Source organism: Serratia sp. JSRIV002, assembly GCF_019968725.1.
In the GTDB taxonomy this organism is placed as follows: Bacteria; Pseudomonadota; Gammaproteobacteria; order Enterobacterales; family Enterobacteriaceae; genus Chania; species Chania fonticola_B.
The window spans coordinates 3,843,840-3,863,607 of record NZ_CP074143.1; the positions used below are offsets into that span (position 1 = coordinate 3,843,840).

Annotated in this window: 17 protein-coding genes; 13 read left to right on the top strand and 4 right to left on the bottom strand. The window is 52.7% G+C overall.

Going from position 1 to position 19,768, the window contains the following annotated elements; genetic code table 11:
* Positions 1-209: 209 nt before the first annotated feature.
* From KGP26_RS18045 to KGP26_RS18055, 3 genes are all read left to right on the top strand, one after another.
* Positions 210-1,370, top strand: coding sequence for a NapC/NirT family cytochrome c (locus KGP26_RS18045; protein ID WP_223664370.1), 1,161 nt, complete (start codon positions 210-212; stop codon positions 1,368-1,370).
* Positions 1,371-1,382: 12 nt separating this feature from the next.
* Positions 1,383-3,863, top strand: coding sequence for a trimethylamine-N-oxide reductase TorA (gene torA, locus KGP26_RS18050; RefSeq protein WP_223664371.1), 2,481 nt, complete (start codon positions 1,383-1,385; stop codon positions 3,861-3,863).
* Positions 3,864-4,024: 161 nt separating this feature from the next.
* Complete coding sequence (locus tag KGP26_RS18055) at positions 4,025-5,236, top strand: sugar efflux transporter (RefSeq protein ID WP_209554752.1); 1,212 nt, start codon at positions 4,025-4,027, stop codon at positions 5,234-5,236.
* Here KGP26_RS18055 and KGP26_RS18060 read toward each other — a convergent pair.
* Positions 5,200-5,454 carry a YkgJ family cysteine cluster protein gene (locus KGP26_RS18060; protein WP_021805859.1) on the bottom strand — a complete coding sequence of 85 codons (255 nt, stop codon included), beginning with the start codon at positions 5,452-5,454 and terminating at the stop codon, positions 5,200-5,202. The genes KGP26_RS18055 and KGP26_RS18060 overlap by 37 nt on opposite strands.
* Before the next feature lie 254 nt (positions 5,455-5,708).
* Here KGP26_RS18060 and KGP26_RS18065 point away from each other — a divergent pair, with 254 nt between their 5' ends.
* The 4 genes from KGP26_RS18065 to yeiP all read left to right on the top strand — a co-directional run bounded on the left by KGP26_RS18065 (position 5,709) and on the right by yeiP (position 8,811).
* Positions 5,709-6,002 (top strand): DUF1240 domain-containing protein, encoded by a 294-nt coding sequence (locus KGP26_RS18065; RefSeq protein WP_223499681.1) that lies wholly within the window; start codon positions 5,709-5,711, stop codon positions 6,000-6,002.
* A gap of 129 nt (positions 6,003-6,131) precedes the next feature.
* The gene (locus tag KGP26_RS18070) at positions 6,132-6,425 is read left to right on the top strand and encodes a DUF1240 domain-containing protein (RefSeq protein WP_306455332.1); all 294 of its coding nucleotides are present in this window, start codon (positions 6,132-6,134) and stop codon (positions 6,423-6,425) included.
* Between the two features lie 447 nt (positions 6,426-6,872).
* Positions 6,873-8,117: a tryptophan permease gene (mtr, locus tag KGP26_RS18075; protein ID WP_021805860.1), complete on the top strand. Its 1,245-nt coding sequence runs from the start codon at positions 6,873-6,875 to the stop codon at positions 8,115-8,117.
* Positions 8,118-8,238: 121 nt separating this feature from the next.
* Complete coding sequence (gene yeiP / locus KGP26_RS18080) at positions 8,239-8,811, top strand: elongation factor P-like protein YeiP (protein ID WP_021805861.1); 573 nt, start codon at positions 8,239-8,241, stop codon at positions 8,809-8,811.
* A gap of 39 nt (positions 8,812-8,850) precedes the next feature.
* On the opposite strand, the gene uxuA is transcribed toward yeiP, so the two are convergent.
* Positions 8,851-10,041, bottom strand: a complete 1,191-nt coding sequence (uxuA, locus tag KGP26_RS18085; protein WP_218519143.1) for a mannonate dehydratase — start codon at positions 10,039-10,041, stop codon at positions 8,851-8,853.
* A 341-nt stretch (positions 10,042-10,382) separates the two neighbouring features.
* On the opposite strand from uxuA, the gene KGP26_RS18090 reads away from it, so the two are divergent.
* Entirely contained in the window at positions 10,383-11,864 is a 1,482-nt protein-coding gene (locus KGP26_RS18090) for a mannitol dehydrogenase family protein (protein WP_179253671.1), read from the top strand.
* 58 nt (positions 11,865-11,922) lie between these two features.
* On the opposite strand, the gene KGP26_RS18095 is transcribed toward KGP26_RS18090, so the two are convergent.
* Positions 11,923-12,234: a type 1 fimbrial protein gene (locus tag KGP26_RS18095; protein WP_094983245.1), complete on the bottom strand. Its 312-nt coding sequence runs from the start codon at positions 12,232-12,234 to the stop codon at positions 11,923-11,925.
* A 319-nt stretch (positions 12,235-12,553) separates the two neighbouring features.
* On the bottom strand, positions 12,554-12,862 hold the full coding sequence (locus KGP26_RS18100; RefSeq protein ID WP_037375456.1) for a fimbrial protein: 309 nt from the start codon (positions 12,860-12,862) through the stop codon (positions 12,554-12,556).
* A gap of 315 nt (positions 12,863-13,177) precedes the next feature.
* Here KGP26_RS18100 and KGP26_RS18105 point away from each other — a divergent pair, with 315 nt between their 5' ends.
* The 5 genes from KGP26_RS18105 to KGP26_RS18125 all read left to right on the top strand — a co-directional run bounded on the left by KGP26_RS18105 (position 13,178) and on the right by KGP26_RS18125 (position 19,762).
* Positions 13,178-14,152, top strand: coding sequence for a GTP-binding protein (locus tag KGP26_RS18105; RefSeq protein ID WP_179245509.1), 975 nt, complete (start codon positions 13,178-13,180; stop codon positions 14,150-14,152).
* Between the two features lie 45 nt (positions 14,153-14,197).
* Positions 14,198-14,908 (top strand): phosphatase PAP2 family protein, encoded by a 711-nt coding sequence (locus tag KGP26_RS18110; protein WP_021805867.1) that lies wholly within the window; start codon positions 14,198-14,200, stop codon positions 14,906-14,908.
* 408 nt (positions 14,909-15,316) lie between these two features.
* On the top strand, positions 15,317-15,898 hold the full coding sequence (gene mepS, locus KGP26_RS18115) for a bifunctional murein DD-endopeptidase/murein LD-carboxypeptidase (protein ID WP_021805868.1): 582 nt from the start codon (positions 15,317-15,319) through the stop codon (positions 15,896-15,898).
* Between the two features lie 331 nt (positions 15,899-16,229).
* Positions 16,230-17,819 carry a cyclic di-GMP phosphodiesterase gene (locus tag KGP26_RS18120; protein WP_021805869.1) on the top strand — a complete coding sequence of 530 codons (1,590 nt, stop codon included), beginning with the start codon at positions 16,230-16,232 and terminating at the stop codon, positions 17,817-17,819.
* Between the two features lie 134 nt (positions 17,820-17,953).
* The gene (locus KGP26_RS18125; RefSeq protein WP_021805870.1) at positions 17,954-19,762 is read left to right on the top strand and encodes an extracellular solute-binding protein; all 1,809 of its coding nucleotides are present in this window, start codon (positions 17,954-17,956) and stop codon (positions 19,760-19,762) included.
* The last annotated feature ends 6 nt before the right edge of the window (positions 19,763-19,768 follow it).

The window sequence follows — 19,768 nt, forward strand, 5'->3', positions numbered from 1 at the left end:
TCCTCAGCTCATCTCAAGCAGATCCCTATATAACCCAGAATATAGCGCTACTTTATTGCTCAATCACTCTACTTTTCGCTGTAAATACCCCTAAGGTATTAGGTTTCTTTTGCGAAAATACCTATACTAATTCAGGTGTTTTTGACCTGGTGTCGAAACCTTTTTGGCAAGTTTTTCCTTGGTATTTCATAACTATAAGTGGGTTCAATATGAGCAAAAAACAAGCTGGCTTTGAAAAGCGACGCCGGTGGGGATGGCTATGGATTTTAGTGATCGGGATTATTCTCGGTGCCGCACTGCTGGCGGGGACCGCAACGGTCTTCCATAAAACCAGCGATACCGCCTTCTGTGTCTCCTGCCACACCATGCAACAACCTCTGGCCGAATATCAAGGCAGTGTCCACTTCCAGAACGCCAAGGGGATCCGCGCGGAATGTGCCGATTGCCACGTCCCTCATGAGCCACTCGATTACCTGTGGACCAAGATCCGTGCGGTGAAAGACATTTACGGCGAAATGACCGGCAAAATCGACACCCCGGAAAAATACGAAGCCCATAAGCTGGCCATGGCACAATCGGTCTGGAAAACGTTGAAAGAAAACGATTCAGCCACTTGTCGTTCTTGCCATAGCTTCGATGCCATGGATATCACCGCCCAGCGTCCTGAAGCCCGTATTCAGCACCCGGTAGCCATCAAGCAAGGTGAAACCTGTATCGACTGCCATAAGGGCGTAGCGCATATCCTGCCGGATATGAGCGGTGCCGCACAGGCCGGCGCTGCCGAACTGGCAAAAGCCGCGGCGGAAACCTCACCAACAGCAACCACGCTGTTTACCATCGCTACCGAACCGTTCTTCCTGAAAGCCGACGATACGCATAATGCCGGTAACCTGATGCCTTCAACCGAAGTTCACGTCGTGAAACAGGAAGGTGACAAGGTGCTGGTAGACGTTAGCGGCTGGCAACAGGATGGCGTCAGTGAAGTCTTCTACGCAGCACAAGGTAAACGCATCCTCAGCGTCCTGCTGGGCGAAGACGCGCGTAAACTGCTGAAAACCGGCAGCACCATGACCGATGACGAAACCGGCCTGGTCTGGCATCAGGTGTCTCTGCAGGTCTGGTTGCCACGTAAGCAACTGATCGACGATCAGCAGAAAATCTGGCGTTACACCGCCGATATGATGTCCGCCAACTGTACCGGCTGCCACGGCCTGACCGCCCTTGATCGCTTCAACGCCAACCAGTGGATCGGCGTGATTAAAGGTATGGCTCCTCGCACCTCGCTGTCGCAAGAACAACTGCGCGTTCTGACGCAGTACGTTCAGAAACATGCCAGCGATATGCAACCTGCCACACCGGCCAAAAGTTAAGGGAGAAGCGAAATGAGCAAGTACCAACAACAACCATTGGCCATGAGCCGCCGTCGTTTCCTGACCGGTGCCAGCGCCCTGGCCGCCGTGCCTCTGTTTGCGGGTCTGTGGCCTAAATCAGCATTGGCGGAAGCCATCAGCCAGGCATTGCCACAGTTCGTGGCCCTACGCCAAGCGCAGAAGGGCATCCTGACCGGGGCGCACTGGGGCGCATTTGAAGCCATCGTGCAAGACGGGAAAATGGTCGGCGTGTTGCCGGTCAAAGACGACCCTTACCCGAACGATCTGATCACCATGGCCCCCCACCAGGTCCATGCGGAAAACCGTATCAAGTATCCAATGGTACGTAAAAGCTGGTTGGAAGGCGGCCCTGGCAGCCGTACCGAGCTGCGCGGCAACGATGAATGGGTGCGCGTCAGTTGGGATAAGGCTATCGATCTGGTCGGTAACGAAATCATCCGTTTGCAAAAAGATCACGGCCCTCAGTCAATTTATGCCGGTTCTTACGGCTGGAAAAGCGTGGGCATGCTGCACAACAGCCGTACCCTGCTGCAACGCCTGATGAACCTGAGCGGCGGCTTCCTTGGCTATGCCGGTGACTATTCTACCGGTGCTGCACAGGTGATCATGTCACACGTGATGGGGTCAATGGAGGTTTACGAACAGCAAACTGCCTGGCCAAACGTCATCGACAACAGCCAACTGGTGATCCTGTGGGGCTGTAACCCTATGGTTACGCTGAAAAACAGCTGGAACGTGCCAGACCACGTCGGCCAGACCGGCTTTGAGGCGCTGAAGAAGAAAGGCACCCGCATCATCAGCATCGATCCGGTGCACAGTGACAGTGCCAAGTATGTCGGCGCACAGTGGATCGCTCCGCGTCCGTATACCGACAGCGCGATGCTGATCGGTATCGCCCACACCCTGTTGACCGAAAAGCTGCATAACCCGGACTTCCTGAAAACCTACACCGTGGGCTTCGACAAGTTCCAGGCCTATCTGCAGGGTGAAACCGACGGTACGCCAAAAACTGCCGAGTGGGCTGCCGATATCAGCGGCGTCGATGCCGAAGTGCTGCGCCAGTTGGCGCGCGATATGGCAAAACAGCGCACCATGATCATGGGCGGCTGGGGGATCCAGCGTCAGCATCACGGTGAGCAGCAGCACTGGTTGCTGGTGACCGTGGCGGCCATGCTTGGCCAGATCGGCCTGCCGGGCGGCGGCTTTGGCTTTAGCTATCACTACTCTTCCGGCGGTAGCCCAACGGCCAAAGGCGGCATCCTCTCCGGTATCTCTGCGGGGAATGCACCGAAAAACTCACCAACGCCGATCCCGGTGGCACGTATTGCCGAATGCCTGACCAACCCAGGCAAGACCATTCACTTCAATGGGACCGATGTCACCTACCCAGACGTGAAGATGGTATACGTGGCCGGTGGTAATACCTTCCACCAGCATCAGGATACCAACAATCTGGTCAAAGCCTGGCAGCGGCCGGAAACCATCGTGGTTAACGAACCGTACTGGACGGCCACCGCCAAGCATGCGGATATCGTGCTGCCTGCGACCACCAGCTATGAGCGTAACGATCTGGAGATGGGCGGCGACTACTCGCAGCTGTATGTCTTCCCGATGCATCAGTGCGTGCCGCCGCAGCATGAGTCACGCAACGACTTCGATATCTTCGCCGCTCTGGCCGCCAAGCTTGGCGTGCTGGATGCCTTTACCGAAGGCAAAGACGAAACTCAGTGGCTGAAAGGCATGTACGACGACATGAAGTTGCAGGCCCGCGCCGCCCGCGTTGCCCTGCCGCCGTTTGACATGTTCTGGGCGTCGAACAACTACATTCGTTTCCCGATCCCGCAGGAAAACAAACAGTGGGTACGTTTCGCCGATTACCGTGAAAACCCGCTGCTTAATCCATTGGGGACTCCATCCGGCAAGATTGAGATCTATTCCGATGCCATCTCGAAGATGGAGTATCTTGATTGCAAAGGTATTCCTACCTGGATGCCGCCGCATGAATGGTACCGTGGCCCAGAGGCAGCCAAATACCCACTGTCACTGAATACCGCGCACCCGACCAACCGCCTGCACTCACAGCTCGACAACACGCCGCTGCGTAAGAAGTATGCGGTGGCCGACCGTGAAGCGATCTTGATCCATCCAGAGGATGCCAAATCGCGCAACATCACTAACGGCGATTTGGTGCGGGCGTTTAACGACCGTGGGCAGATCCTGGTTGGTGCCATTGTCAGTGAAGACGTGCGCCCAGGTGCGGTGCGGATCAGCGAAGGTGCTTGGTACGATCCGGCCGATCCGTCAACGCCGGGGTCGATCTGTAAGAACGGCAACGTCAACTGCCTGACTTTCGATATTGGCTCATCCAACCTGGCACAGGGCAACTGCGGCCAGATGGCACAGCTGGAAATTGAGAAATATCAGGGCGAAGTGCTGAAGAATACCGCGCACGACGTTCCTGCTGGCGCATAACCGCTCGCCACCAGCGCAGGGTGATGGTGACATCGCCCTGCGCTTTTCCTGCCGACAGAGACAATGTATTTACCCTTTCCTTGATTGAAACCGGTTTTTGTTTTTTTTAAACGAGCGTATCATGCGCGCGTCTCCCTTCTCTTTGGCTAGTCATTCAGCTTATGCGTACTTCCACTGCGGCGACACGACGCTTGCCCGATTTAACTTCGTTGGCATTTCTGGTCGTGGCTTTTCTCACCGGGATTGCCGGTGCCCTACAGACGCCCACGCTGAGTCTGTTCCTCTCCACCGAAGTGAACGTACGGCCAACGATGGTCGGGCTGTTCTTTACCGGCAGCGCGGTGATCGGCATTTTGGTCAGCCAGTTTCTGGCCAGCCGCTCAGACAAGAGGGGCGATCGCAAATCACTGATCTTTCTCTGCTGTATGTTAGGTGCCTTGGCTTGTGCACTGTTCGCCTGGAACCGTAACTATTACCTGCTGCTGTTCGTCGGCGTGCTGCTGAGCAGCTTCGGCTCGACCGCCAACCCACAGATGTTTGCCCTGGCACGGGAACATGCCGAGCACACCGGCCGGGGAACGGTGATGTTCAGTTCTATCCTGCGCGCTCAGGTTTCGCTGGCCTGGGTGATTGGCCCGCCGATCGCCTTTGCGCTAGCCTTGGGGTTTGGTTTTAAGGTGATGTATCTGGCCGCCGCCGCCGCCTTTATTCTCTGCGGAGCGCTGGTATGGAAGATGTTGCCCTCCATGCCAAAAGTGCAGAGTACCAGCGGGGCGACGTTGGAAGCCCCCCGCCAGAACCGCCGCGATACGTTATTGCTGTTTGTGGCCTGCACCTTAATGTGGACGGCCAACAGCATGTATTTGATCAATATGCCGCTGTACATGGTGCGGGAGCTACAGTTACCGGAAAAACTGACGGGAATACTGATGGGTACCGCTGCCGGGCTGGAAATCCCGACCATGTTGCTCGCAGGCATGGTGGCCCAACGCTTTGGCAAGCGCTTCCTGATGCGCTGTGCGGTGATTGCCGGGATGCTGTTCTATGCCGGGCTACTATTTATTACCGGTACCTGGCAACTGATCGCCCTGCAACTGCTGAACGCGCTGTTTATAGGGGTGTTGGCGGGAATTGGTATGCTCTATTTCCAGGATTTGATGCCCGGCCAGGCCGGAGCGGCCACCACGCTGTTTACCAATACCACCCGCGTAGGATGGATTATTGCCGGTTCGATCGCCGGGGTCGTGGCTGAAATGTGGAGTTATCACGCGGTATTTTACTTTGCGTTGGCTATGGTACTGGGTGCCGTACTGTGTATGTGGCGGCTGAAGGACGTTCAAGGGGCGGTATCCGCCTCCAACTTGGCAAGATAGATCAGCGCCTCATCACGGCGGTCGTGGCACATCTCACGGCTGGCCTGCAGGCTGCCACAGACTTTGGGCCGCAGCGGCGAATGAAATATTCCACAGCGCAGTTGCGGGTCCAGATGGATGCAGCGGGTATTGGCCGGTTTGCCGTTGGGCATACCAGGGATCGGGCTGGAAATCGAAGGTGCGATACAGCAGGCACCACAGTCGGCACGGCAGTCCATCTGCGATCCTATGGGGGGCTGATTATGTGGTTGAGACAATAACAGAAGCCAAGGCTAAGTTATACTCATTCATAAATCTTACTAATAGTGCTAGAATCTAACCTTAATGGAGCATGGCAGCGCAGAACGAACAATGGATTGAGTAAATGGATGTGAATAATAAATACGTTAAAATATTACTGTCAACAACACTCTTAATTGTGTTTTCACTTGTGACATTATTAGTCTGCCAGTATGTTTTAGCGTTAGTATTCATGGAGGATGAAATAACCTTTTCCGCATCTGTTGTTATCGGTTTCCTTACCTGCCCACTACTATTATATGCAATGCTTAGCGGCATATACTTTTTTATTTTCAATAAGCGCCCAAAATATGACAAAGGAATTACTCGATATTTGGTTTATCTAATGTTTACCTCATTTGTTATCAGCTTACCCATTGCTTTATATGTTGATTATAAACTAAAGCATACCGGTTATTTAACATGTGACAGGATATCATGGCAGTCACCTACAACTTATGTCACGAACCTATCACTTTGCCAGTGAAACCTACAATAAGATAAGCATAGTCTTGTGAAAAACAGATACTGGAAAATATTAGGGGCATCAGCATTACTGGCAATATTCATATGTCTATCGCTATTGATTTACAGTTACGCTATTTCATTGATATTGATGGAGGATGAAATAACATTTTCAGCATCTGTATTCATCTGCTTTTTTGCAACGCCTTTGATACTCTATACTTTTTCTTGCTCTGTTTTTTTCTTTATTTTTGACAGACAACCTAAATATAACATAATAATCAGCAAGTATTTAATCATGATAGCGTTCACATCATTAATTTTTAGTTTTCCTGTATCTCTTTATGTGAACTACAAACTCATACATGTTGGCTATTTCACGTGCGATAAAATTTCCTGGATGTCACCAACGACTTATGTGAAAGATTTATCACTTTGTAGATGAGTGGCATTTCCCGCAATACCCGCCAATTAGACAAAGAAATACATCACAATACGTAAAGTGACGCCCCTCACCCTAACCCTCTCCCGCAGGGAGAGGGGACTGAATGTGCTACAACTTAACGTCAGTAACTGGCCTCGGCACCGCAATAACTCCATCTCGCTTAGGGAATATTTTAACGTGACACTGATAGACTTCGGCACCTGACTACAGCACAGTTCTAACCCTTCGTGAGTGCGAACAGACAGATTTCTGCACCTGACCACAACGCCATTGCAGCCCCGCCCTGTTAGAGAGGGCTGTATGAGCAAAAAAACCACCAAAATAACGCTCCTAACCGCTGAAGATTGCACCAATCCCTCCAAATATCCGCTTTACATGCACACATCGCGCACGTACCATTAAGCTAGTACAAAAGAACTCAAGGCCAACGGCCAACCAGGAGCAATAATGTCTGCGGACACCATCCAGAAGCTTTCCCGCCCTTCCGTACTCGGTGGCGCGATGATCATTGCCGGCACCGCCGTAGGTGCTGGTATGTTCTCCATTCCTATCGTAACTTCTGGCGTGTGGTTCAGCGGCTCCGTGGCGCTGCTGATTTATACCTGGTTCTGTATGCTGATCTCCGGGCTGATGATCCTGGAAGCCACCATGAATTATCCGGCGGGCGCCAGCTTCCACACCGTGGTCAAAGATCTGCTCGGCAAAGGCTGGAATACCCTTAACAGCCTGTCGATCACCTTCGTACTCTATATTCTGACCTATGCCTATATCTCGGCTGGCGGCTCGATCATCGCCCATACGCTGGAAGGCGTCTTCGGGGCCAACCAAACCCTGTCCGGATTGGTGTTTGCCATCGTTGTGGCCTTTATCGTCTGGTTATCCACCCGCGCCGTGGATCGTCTGAGCACCATTCTGATTGGCGGTATGGTGATCACCTTTGTGTTGTCCGTCGGTGATATGTTCACCCACGTGCAACCCGCCGTGTTGTTCAACCAGGGTGGTAGCGACGCCAACTACCTGCCCTATGCGCTGGCGGCATTGCCTTACCTGCTGACCTCGTTCGGCTACCACGGCAACGTGCCCGGCCTGGTGAAGTATTATCAGAAAGACAGCGGTGCCGTGGTGCGCAGCCTGGTATACGGTACCTTGCTGGCGCTGGCGATCTATATCCTGTGGCAGTATGTGATCCAGGGCAATATCGCCCGTGATGCCTTCAAACAGGTGATCGCCGAAGGGGGCAACATCGGCAGCCTGCTCAAGCAGATGGGTAACGTTTCCAGTAGCTATGCAGTAGGCCAACTGCTGAATGCCTTCTCGTATATGGCGCTGGCCAGTTCATTCCTGGGGGTGTCGCTGGGGCTGTTTGATTTTCTCGCCGACTTCTTCAAGTTCAAGGATAACCAGGCAGGCCGCACCAAATCGGCACTGGTGACCTTCGTGCCGCCAACGTTAGCCGCGTTACTGTTCCCGAACGGTTTCCTGTACGCCATCGGCTTTGCTGGCCTGGCCGCCACCATTTGGGCGGTGATCGTCCCTGCGATGATGGCACGCGCCAGCCGCCGCCGTTTCCCACAGGCGAGCTACCGTGCTCCCGGCGGTCAAGGCATGATCCTGTTCATCATCCTGTTTGGGGCGATTAACGCCGTGGCTCACGTGCTAACGCTATTAGATTTGCTGCCAGTGTTTAAATAAGCCTCAGGGCGGCTACGGCCGCCCTTTTTCCCCACTCTTTTTGCGCGCGGCACTTGCCTGAAAAGCACGGCGCGAGTAACTTGTCGCAACTTCCTAAATTCCATTTCGACAGGGTATTCCAATGGCAAGAGCGAACGAAATCAAGCGCGGTATGGCGATCAATTACAACGGCAAACTGCTGCTGGTAAAGGACATCGATGTCCAGAGCCCAAGCGCCCGTGGTGCCAGCACGCTGTATAAAATGCGCTTCTCCGACGTCCGTACCGGGCTGAAGGTAGAAGAGCGTTTTAAAGGTGATGATATTCTGGACACCATCAGCCTCTCCCGCCGCAAGGTAAACTTCTCCTATATTGACGGCGAAGAGTATGTGTTCATGGACGATGAAGACTACACCCCTTATATCTTCAAGAAAGATCAGATCGAAGATGAGCTGCTGTTCATCCCTGAAGCGGGTTTGCCGGGTATGCAGGTACTAACGCTGGATGGCCAGGTGCTGGCGTTGGAACTGCCGCAGACCGTGGATATGGAAATTGTTGAAACCGCTCCGGGCATCAAAGGAGCTTCTGCCAGTGCGCGTAACAAGCCGGCCACCATGGCGACCGGCTTGACCATTCTGGTACCCGAGTACCTGAGCAGCGGTGATAAAATCCGCATTCATATTGCAGAACGCCGCTATATGAGCCGCGCAGACTAGTCAACGGTAGGGGCGCAACCTGAGTGCGCCCTGCTTTTGCTAGAGTAACTCTGGGAAAAACCGCCGCTTTAACGCCAGCTCAACCCCACGAACCTCCGCCAAACCTTTCAACCGACCGATGGCCGAATAGCCCGGATTGGTTTTCTTCTTCAGATCGTCCAGCATCTGGTGACCATGGTCTGGTCGCATTGGGATAGGCCGCAGATCGCCCGCTTTATGACGGCGCTGTTCTTCTGCCAGAATAGCTTCAACCACCGCAACCATATCCACATCCCCTTGCAAGTGCGCCCCTTCGTGGAAGGTTTTAGGGTTTTGCTCGCGGCAAGTAGCACGCAGGTGGGTAAAGTGAATGCGATCGCCAAAGGTCTCAATCATCCGCACCAGATCGTTATCCGCACGCACGCCGTAAGAACCCGTACACATGGTGAAGCCGTTATAGATGCTATCTACCGTCTCTTTCAGCCACTGCATATCTTCGATGGTGGAAACAATACGCGGCAAGCCAAGGATGGGGCGCGGTGGATCATCGGGATGCACTGCCAACCTGACCCCCACCTCTTCCGCTACCGGCACGATAGCGCGCAGGAATACGGCCATATTTTCGCGCAGCTGCGCCTTATTGATATGATCGTACTCCGCCAGCCGAGCACGGAACTGATCGAGCGTGTATCCCTCTTCCGCCCCAGGCAATCCGGCAATGATATTTCCGGTCAGCTTGGCAATATCTGCCGCACTCATCGCCTTGAAATAGCTTTGTGCCTGGGCCAGCTCTTCATCAGTGTAATCTTTTTCTGCCCCACGGCGGCACAGGATATGCAAATCGAAGGCCGCAAAGGCGATCTGATCAAAGCGTAAAGCCTTGGAACCGTCCGGCAGTTGGTATTCCAGATCGGTACGCGTCCAGTCGAGGATCGGCATAAAGTTGTAGCACACGGTATCAATGCCACATTCCGCCAGATTGCGCAGCGATTGTTGATAGTTGGCGATATAACGTTGATAGTTGCCGCTGTGGGTTTTAATTTCCTCGTGCACCGGGATACTTTCCACCACCGACCACACCAGCCCTTTTTCCGCTAACAGAGCCTGCCGCGCCTTGATCTGTTCAACCGGCCACACTTCGCCATTAGGGATATGGTGTAACGCGGTCACTACGCCAGTCGCACCAGCCTGACGCACATCGTCCAGCGAAACCGGATCGTTCGGCCCATACCAACGCCATGTTTGTTCCATTGATTTATCCTTGTAAAAGTCGCTCTGTCATCGTTAAAGCGATATCGGTGGTGAGGTAGATCGCAAAATCAAATCAATCCTGTTATACCACATTGCAGTAGATATCATTCATCTTTAACCTTACTGATTAGCGGCATGCTGTCAAAACAGAAACGTCGATTGATTGATCCAACTCACGATCCTGGGATATTTTGGACCGACCAATTTTATTCACCTCTCTACCGCTCTACACTGGCGGTTGTTAACAGATACGCGAGAGCCGGGCATACACCTGCGGCTAACTGGTCTGATAGCTTTATACCAGCGATCAACCGCCCCTTGCTCTCGTCATGGAGCCATTAATGAAAACTATCGCCAACTCACCGTTACCCGCCAAGACACAACTGCCCCAGTACGATCGCCAGAGCCTGCGCAGCCGAATTGTCCACCTGGGCTTTGGGGCTTTTCACCGCGCTCACCAGGCATTGCTGACCGACAGAGTACTCAACCGTAACGGCGGCGATTGGGGGATTTGCGAGATCAGTCTGTTCGGCGGCGATAAGCTATTCCAGACCCTGCGCGACCAGGATCATCTTTACACCGTGTTGGAAAAGGGCGCGGCGGGCGATCAGGCCATCGTGGTGGGGGCCGTTCACGAAAGCGTACATCGCAAATTGGAAGGTATCGACGCCGTGCTGGAAAAGCTGGCCGAGCCACAGGTGGCGATCGTCTCCATGACCATTACGGAGAAAGGCTACTGTATCGAACCCGGTAGCGGCCAATTAGACCTGCAACACGACGCGATCAAAGCCGATTTGGCTAATCCGGCCCAACCCACCACGGTGCCGGGGATCCTGGTGGAAGCACTGCGCCGGCGTCGAGAACGTCATCTACCCGCCTTTAGCGTGCTGTCCTGCGACAACATTCCAGAGAATGGGCATGTGGTGCGCAATGCGGTGACTGGGCTAGCCAAAGCGCGCGATCCACAGCTGGCCGAGTGGATCGCGCAACACGTCACCTTCCCCAGCACCATGGTCGATCGCATCGTTCCAGCCGCTACGCCAGCAACGCTTGATGAAATCGCCGCCGCTCTGGGTGGCGTGCGTGATGAATGCGCTATTGCCTGTGAACCCTTCATTCAATGGGTGGTGGAAGATAATTTTGTCGCTGGCCGTCCACGCTGGGAGGATGCCGGTGTGCAACTGGTGGACGACGTTCTGCCGTTCGAGCAGATGAAACTGCGGATGCTCAACGGCAGCCACTCCTTCCTGGCCTACCTCGGCTATCTGGCGGGTTACCAATACATAGTTGACTGTATGGCGGATGAGAATTATCGCCGCGCCGCACACCATTTGATGTTGAACGAGCAGGCTCCGACGCTGCAGGTCACTGGCATCGATCTGGCCGCCTACGCGGAGCAGTTGATCGAACGTTACAGTAACCCGGCACTGCAACACCGTACCTGGCAGATCGCTATGGATGGCACGCAAAAGTTGCCTCAGCGCCTGCTGGAGTCCATCCGTTGGCATCGGCAATATGGCGGCAGCCATGCGGGGCTTGCGCTTGGCGTAGCGGGCTGGATGCGTTATGTCGGCGGGATTGATGACGCCGGGCAACCGATTGATATCCGCGACCCCATGCTGGCCACGTTGCAACAGGCCGTTAGCAGCTCACAGGACGGAGAACCCCGCGTGACCGCATTGCTGGCGTTGAAAAGCGTGTTTGGCGAGCAGTTGCCAGCAGATAGTACGTTTGTGGCGGAGGTAACCCGAGCCTATCTGTCATTGCGCGATCGAGGGGCACGCCAGACGGTAAAAGATTGGGTAACCACCCAGTTGAATTGATCCCTACCGGCCGCCATGCCAATCTACCAGGCATGACGGCCACTTGACTGAATGTGGATTAATGGTATTCCAGCGTCATTATTCCGAGTTTTTTCTGCTGATCCAACCACTTGATTTCGCTCTTGCCGAGATTCATTGGCAGCGCTTTGCTACCGCTCTGCAGGCTCGCTAACCGATGTTTGCTGGTGTAGTTTTGCCCGTCGCGATAGCATTGCGTTTGCGCCGTTGAGTCAGCGACTTCCACCGTGCAAGGGCCTTCGACAATGGCGCCATAGAAGTGGATCACGCCACCGGTAGCTGCATTAGCCACACCAGCTGCCAGCCATGAAAACAACATTCCTGCGATCAAAAATAACCGTAAGCTTTTCATGGTCACCTCACTTGTTATTAAGCCAATATAAACCTGAAAAAAAGTTCTTGGATTAAGCGCAAGTTAGAGAGGTTTTATCTATTTATCATCTAGTTAGATAACTACCCACCTCTCTGGCGGCGCATAATTTATTGCCGCGAAATACAGATTTCAAGCCGGAAAAGTCTTAATTTATTTTCTGACAACGGCCTGCTGTGCAGACGGCTTGCCGTGCACAATCCTGGTCAGTCGGTTGGGCAATGAAAGGTGTGGAGAAAACGAATCAAAATGCGGGATCTGGGGAAGTCATGCCGAGCCCCACTCGGCATGACTAGAGGACTTAACGATAAATCACTGTCATTATTGCGAGTTTTTTCTGCTGATCGACCCACCGCATTTCGGTGGTACCGATATTCAGCGGAAGTTCTTTACTGCTGGCATCAAAACTTGCCAGCCTTTGCGTGCCTGTGTAGTTTCGCCCGTTACGATAACATTGGGTATTCGCCGTTGAGTTGCTAACATCTACCGTACAAGGGCCTTCGACAATGGCACCCACAAAGTGGATAACGCCACCTGTGGAACCCGCATGACTTGCTGCCATCCATGAAAACAACGCTCCTGCGATCAAAATTAACCGTAAGCTATTCATGGCAACCTCACTTTTGTTAAGCCACTTTAAAGATAGGTTACTTTTTTAGGAATAATCGTAAGGATAGGCAGTTTTTTTAACGGTTAATCGTTGAATTAAGGCCGTGGAAACAATACGGTACGGTACAGTTGACTTTGTTAACGCCACGTTTTTATGGGAAAAATCCTATCGTTTTAGCGAAAAATAAGCGCACAAAAACAGGCGATTTTTATGCTTAAATTTGTGATCTTCCCCTCCTAGTTGGCCAAGAGCGATAAATAAGCAAATAATTGCCAACCTGCATACATTGAAAACATTACTAACGGGAATCTCCAAATGACAAAAACCAATCTGATCACCGGCTTTCTCGGTAGCGGCAAAACCACCACCATTCGACACCTGTTGGCCAATAAGCCGGAAAATGAGCGTTGGGCCGTGCTGGTCAACGAGTTTGGCGAGATTGGTATCGATGGCGCCCTGCTGGCCGACAGCGGTGCGGTATTGAAAGAGATCCCCGGAGGCTGCATGTGCTGCGTTAACGGGCTACCTATGCAGGTAGGATTGAATATGTTGCTGCAACAGGCCAAACCCGATCGGTTACTGATTGAACCCACTGGATTAGGTCACCCTAAGCAGATCCTGGCACTGTTGACCCAGGAAACCTATGGAGGGTGGATCGATTTGCTGGCAACGATCTGTGTGCTCGATCCCCGCCAACTCGGCGAATCTCGCTATAGCGAAAATGAAAATTTCCGCGATCAGCTGGCCGCAGCCGACGTCATCATCGCCAATAAAATGGATACCTGGCAGCCGCAAGATGCCCTGGCTCTGGAAACCTGGCAAACCCTGCATGGCCAGCAGCGGCCGGTCTTTACCATCGAGCAAGGGCGCATGGATATCAAGCTATTGGATCGGCCACGCACCAATTGCACAGAATTGCCGGACGCACAGCATCATCATAGCCACGCCAAGACCCAAGGATTGGCAGCGTTGCGTTTGCCCGAAAACTCCCGCTGGCGCCGCGCCCTTAATCAAGGCCAAGGATTCACCAGCTGCGGCTGGATTTTCGATGGGGAGACCGTCTTTGATACCGTCGGTATGATGGAATGGATCAGGCTAGCTCCGGTTGATCGGGCCAAGGCAGTGGTACGCATTGCCGAAGGCAGTTTGCTGATCAACCGCCAAGGGCAGGATCTCAGTATCGAGACGCGCCCCACCGCTCCGCTCGACAGCCGTATCGAATTGATCCACAGCGACGAGGCCAACTGGAATGCTTTGCAAGCGGCCTTGTTTAACATTCGTTTAAGTTAATGCTTTTAACGTTGGCATTATTTTTTTGATTTTTACAGGTTAGCCATGACACGCCGTAATTTACCCTTCATCCTCATGCTCAACGTCTTGGGCATCGTGCTATTTCTTTCCTGGTATTTACCCACGGATCACGGGTTCTGGTTCAAGATTGACTCAGCAATCTTTTTCTACTTCAACCAACATCTGGCCAGCGATGCCTGGTTTCTGAGAATGGTGGCGATCACCAACAATCGGATATTCGACGTCATTTCACTCATCGCCATGGGGCTGTTGTACCTTTACTTCTACCTCAAGCAGGATGCCTTTGGCCGCCGCCGTCTGATCGTTACCGGCGTCGTGATGTTGTTAACGGGAGTGGTGCTCAACCAGTTTGGCCACCTGCTGCCGGTCAAACACGCCAGCCCAACCCTGACTTTTGACAATATCAACCGGGTCAGCGAACTCACCGGCATCCCAACCAAAGACGCCTCCAGCGACAGCTTCCCTGGCGATCATGGCATGATGCTGATGATTTTCTCCTGCTTTATGCTGCGCTACTTTAACCGCACGGCATTTGCCATCGCGCTGCTGATCACCCTGGTCTTCTGCCTGCCACGCATCATGATCGGTGCACATTGGTTTACCGATATTGCTGTCGGTTCGCTGTCGGTGGTGATGGTCGGAACCAGTTGGTGGCTGATGACACCGGCCAGCGATGTTGTGATCCACTGGTTGAACTGCAAACTACCTGGTAAGTATCGCCCAACGCAGCCATAACTTTAGGTTATGATAGCCGGGAGGCCAGCGCCTCTCGGTTATTTACCTGTCGCATCTTGTTTACTCAACAACCACACCGTTAACATGCCTACCCCATTAATTAACCTCAATCCAACATAACCGCCAAACCGCGGTTTTTTATATGAAGATTTACATTATGTTACATCACAATTTCATATAAAGAATGTCGGAAAAAGGCTCGCAATCCTCACGTCATTCCGGTACTCTCGGATGCGTTTGTGCCTGGTTTAGCTTGGCTCATTAGTAAAAATCCGAAAACTGTGCGTTCCTGCACATTTCCGATGCTAACTGATTGTCCTTCCTGCCAGTGCCAACTAGTCTCGTTCCGTTTGGTATTTTTCAGATAACGACTTGCGTCGTTAAGGACTTCAAGGGAAAACAATTACAATGGTCAAATCTCAACCTTTTCTGAGATATTTTTTGCGGGTTTTACCTGCAATTGCGGCAGCCTTGGTGCTCTCCGCCTGTAGCTCAACAAACACTTCGAAGTTAGATAGTAAGCAAACTGAGATGCATGCAGTTAATGACAAAAACGGTCTTTTACTGCAAGCCTCTCAGGATGAATTCGAAGCGATGGTGCGTAACGTTGACGTCAAGTCAAAGATTATGGACCAGTATGCTGATTGGAAAGGCGTCCGCTACCGTTTAGGCGGTGAAAGCAAGCGCGGTATTGATTGCTCGGCGTTTGTGCAACGTACCTTCCGCGAACAGTTTGGTATGGATCTGCCCCGCTCAACCTATGAGCAAGAAGATATGGGCAAACAAATCCAACGCGCCAAACTGCGCCCAGGCGATTTAGTGCTGTTCCGCGCCGGTTCTACTGGCCGCCACGTCGGCATCTATCTGGGTAACGACAAATTCGTTCATGCCTCTACCAGCAGTGGTGTGACAATCTCTAGCCTTTCGGATAACTATTGGGATAAACGTTATCGTGAAGGCCGCCGGTTACTGGGTAAAAGCTCCAGCTAACGGCGTAGTATCTGAATCTGGTCCTGAAAGCCAAACAAACGAGACGAGAACGCTGCCCCAGGGCAGCGTTTTTTTTCACGGTCATGCTGGCGCCGAACAAACCCGCATCGCTATTTTCGCTTATCACTGTGCCATAAACCACGCAACGGTTGAAAAAATAGCCTATTATCGTCAAGTGACATGCCATTTCGTAACGCACTATTTACGCTGTGTCTAAACAAACAGCCTTGCTGCAAGCCAAACGAATAATGACGCAGGCAGGATCGGTGGGATATATTAATCACCAGCAATATAACAATAATATTTTTATGCTGCGCTCAGGGGGCGAGTAATGGGATTGAAGGGAGCATTTGCACGCCATGCATCCAACACACGACGTAGCCTGACTAAAAGCTGTATTGTCGCCGTCGTTTTCCTCATTGTTTTTACCTCTGTCACCTTATTTCTGATCGATCATCAGCGCTCGCAATATCAGCATAAAATCGAAACCCGTACGCAGAAATTTGCCGTTAATTACCTCGATCATCTGCAAGAAATGATGCAACAAATCATGCCGCTTACCGGTAAACCCTGCGAACAGGCTCAGTCCGATCTGACCTACCGTGCTGCATTTACCGCCGGCGTACGCACCTTTGTTCTGGTAAAAGACGGTTTTGCCTATTGCTCCTCGGCAACCGGTAACATGATGCTGCGGATGAGCCATATTTATTCCGATATCGACTGGCATAAGCCACTGGATATGGCATTACAACAAGGCACGCCGATGGTGCCTGGAAAACCGGCGATTGCCGTGTGGTTACGCCAACCAGGGCCAGGCAATACCGGCATATTAGCCACGCTGGATCTCACCCTGGCCCCCTATCTGCTGCTCAATTCACCCGATAGAGATACTCCCGGATTTGCCATAGTGATCGGGGGGCATGCGGTTACCACCTTCAGCTCGAATATGCTGCCGCTGGCGCAATTACCTAAAAGCCACGCCAACCAACTAGCCGTCCCGGGCTATCCACTGAGTATGATCTTCTATCACCAATCCCTGACGGCTAATGATATCCGTTTGACCGTGCTGGGTAGTCTGGTGCTCTCCCTGATGGTGGGCGCGCTGTATTACTATATGCAGATACTGCGCCAAAGCCCCGAACGGGCCCTGATGAGAGGCATCAAGCACAATGAGATCTTTGCTGAATATCAACCCGTGTTCCACTCTGCAACCAACACCATTGCCGGCCTTGAGGCATTGATCCGCTGGCAGCATCCCACCGAGGGGCGCATTCCACCCGATCTGTTTATCCCCTATGCTGAAAGCGAAGGGTTGATCGTAGCGCTGACCCGCCACCTGTTCCGTAGGATCGTGGCAGATATCCCGCAATTGGTACAAGCTCTGCCACGGGGCGCCAAACTGGGCATTAACCTCGCGCCTTCTCACCTTAATGCGCCTTCGTTCCATGACGATATCACCGAGCTACTGGCTAAGTTGCCAACCGACTATTTCACCGTGGTGTTTGAAATCACCGAGCGCGGCATGGTGGAAGAGCAAAATGCCTTGGAAGAGTTTGACTGGCTACATCGCCAAGGGGTTGAAATCGCCGTGGATGACTTTGGTACCGGCCACAGCGCCTTAATCTATCTACAACGCTTTACCCTGGATTACCTCAAAATCGACCGCGGTTTTGTCAATACCATTGGCCAGGATACGGCGACCGCTCCCGTCCTGGACGCAGTGATCTCGCTGTCTAAAAAGCTGAAAATGCTGACCGTGGCGGAAGGCGTTGAAACCGCCGAACAGGTGAGTTTTCTGCAAGAACGCGACGTTAATTTCATGCAGGGCTATTATTTCAGTAAGCCACTGGGTATTGAGGAGTTTGTGGCCTTTTGCCAGAATAAGGCCGTTTTTGATTATCAGGCCGCAGTTAATCCCTGATATTTAAACTTCTTTACTCAGAAAACCAGCCTGAAATGCTATGCTACCGGCTGGATTAATTGACTTATATCCGACGTATTTCAAGCCATGGCTTGAAAGGCAACGGGTATAGCTAGCAGGAGCTTACCGTAGAGATGTCCGTACGCATTTTTGCTGCCTTGGTGCTTTCGGCACTCAGTTTTAGCATGCAGGCCGAAACCCTTAATGAAAGCTACGCTTTCGCCACGCTCGGTGAACCGAAATATTCCACCGACTTTAGCCATTTTGACTACGTGAACCCTGCGGCCCCCAAGGGCGGCGACGTTAGGCTGGCAGCCATCGGCACCTACGATAACTTCAACCGTTTCGCCTCGCGCGGTGTACCTGGTGAAAGAACCGGGGAACTCTACGACACGCTGTTCACCAGCTCGGACGATGAGCCTTCCAGCTATTATCCGTTGATTGCGGAATCTGCCCGCTATCCGGCAGATATGCGTTGGATGGAGCTGGATATCAACCCACGCGCGCGCTTCCATGATGGCAGCCCGATCACCGCCGCCGACGTGGCCTTTACCTTCAACAAATTTATGACCGAAGGGGTGCCGCAATTCCGTTCGTCGTATAAAGGCGTCACCGTCAAGGCCATCTCCCGTCTGACTGTGCGCATAGAACTCCCCAAACCGGATAGAGATCAGCTACTCGGCCTCTTAAGCCTGCCGGTGATGCCAGAAAGCTTCTGGAAAGACCATAAACTGAATGAACCACTGACTGTTCCCCCACTAAGCAGTGGCCCTTATAAAATCAGCAGCTACCGATTGGGCCAATATATTACTTATGAGCGCGTACGTGACTATTGGGCCGCCAATCTGCCGGTGAATCGTGGGCGCTATAACTTCGACACGCTGCGTTACGACTATTACCTGGACGATAAGGTGGCGCTGGAAGCCTTTAAGGCCGGGGCTTACGATTTCCGCGTCGAAGGCTCGCCAAAAAGCTGGGCCACCCAGTATCAAGGCGGTAACTTCGCGCGCAACTTCATCATCAAACAGGATGAAACCAATCAGGCGGCGCAGAATGCCCGCTGGCTGGCATTCAATATCCAGCGCCCGATTTTCGCCGATCGCCGGGTGCGGGAAGCCATTACCCTGGCCTTCGACTTCGACTGGATGAACAAGGCGCTGTATTACGATGCCTATCAGCGCGCCAACAGCTATTTCCAGAATACCGAATACGCGGCCAGCGGCTACCCAGACGCTGCTGAGCTGGCCTGGCTGGCCCCGCTAAAAGGTAAAGTGCCAGCAGAAGTGTTTACCTCAATCTACCAGCCTCCAACATCCGACGGCAGCGGCAATGACAGGGCGAACCTGCTGAAAGCCACCGAGTTGCTTAAACAGGCCGGTTGGGAAGTGAAAAACCAGCAGTTGGTCAACAGCAAAACCGGTAAGCCCTTTACCTTTGAACTGATGTTGCCGAGTGGCAGCAATTTCCAATATGTACTGCCTTTCCAGCACAATCTGAAGCGGTTAGGAATCGATATGCAGATCCGTGAGATCGACATCAGTCAATTCACCCGCCGTATGCGCGAGCGTGATTTTGATATGATGCCGAGGGTCTACCCCGCTATGCCGTTCCCCAACTCCAACCTGCAGATCTACTGGGCCACTGAATATCTGAATTCCAGCTACAACAGCCCTGGCGTCAGCGATCCAGCCGTCGACGCCCTGATAGAACAGATCATGAAGCATCAAGGGGATGAAAAAGCGTTGCTGTCCCTTGGCCGTGCGCTGGATCGGGTGTTGACCTGGAACATGTATATGCTGCCGATGTGGTACTCCAATCACGACCGTTACGCCTATTGGGACAAATTCTCTTCGCCAGCGGTACGCCCGGCCTATTCGATCGGGTTCGACAACTGGTGGTTCGACGTCAACAAGGCGGCACGCTTGCCGGCGCAACGGCAATAAGGAGCC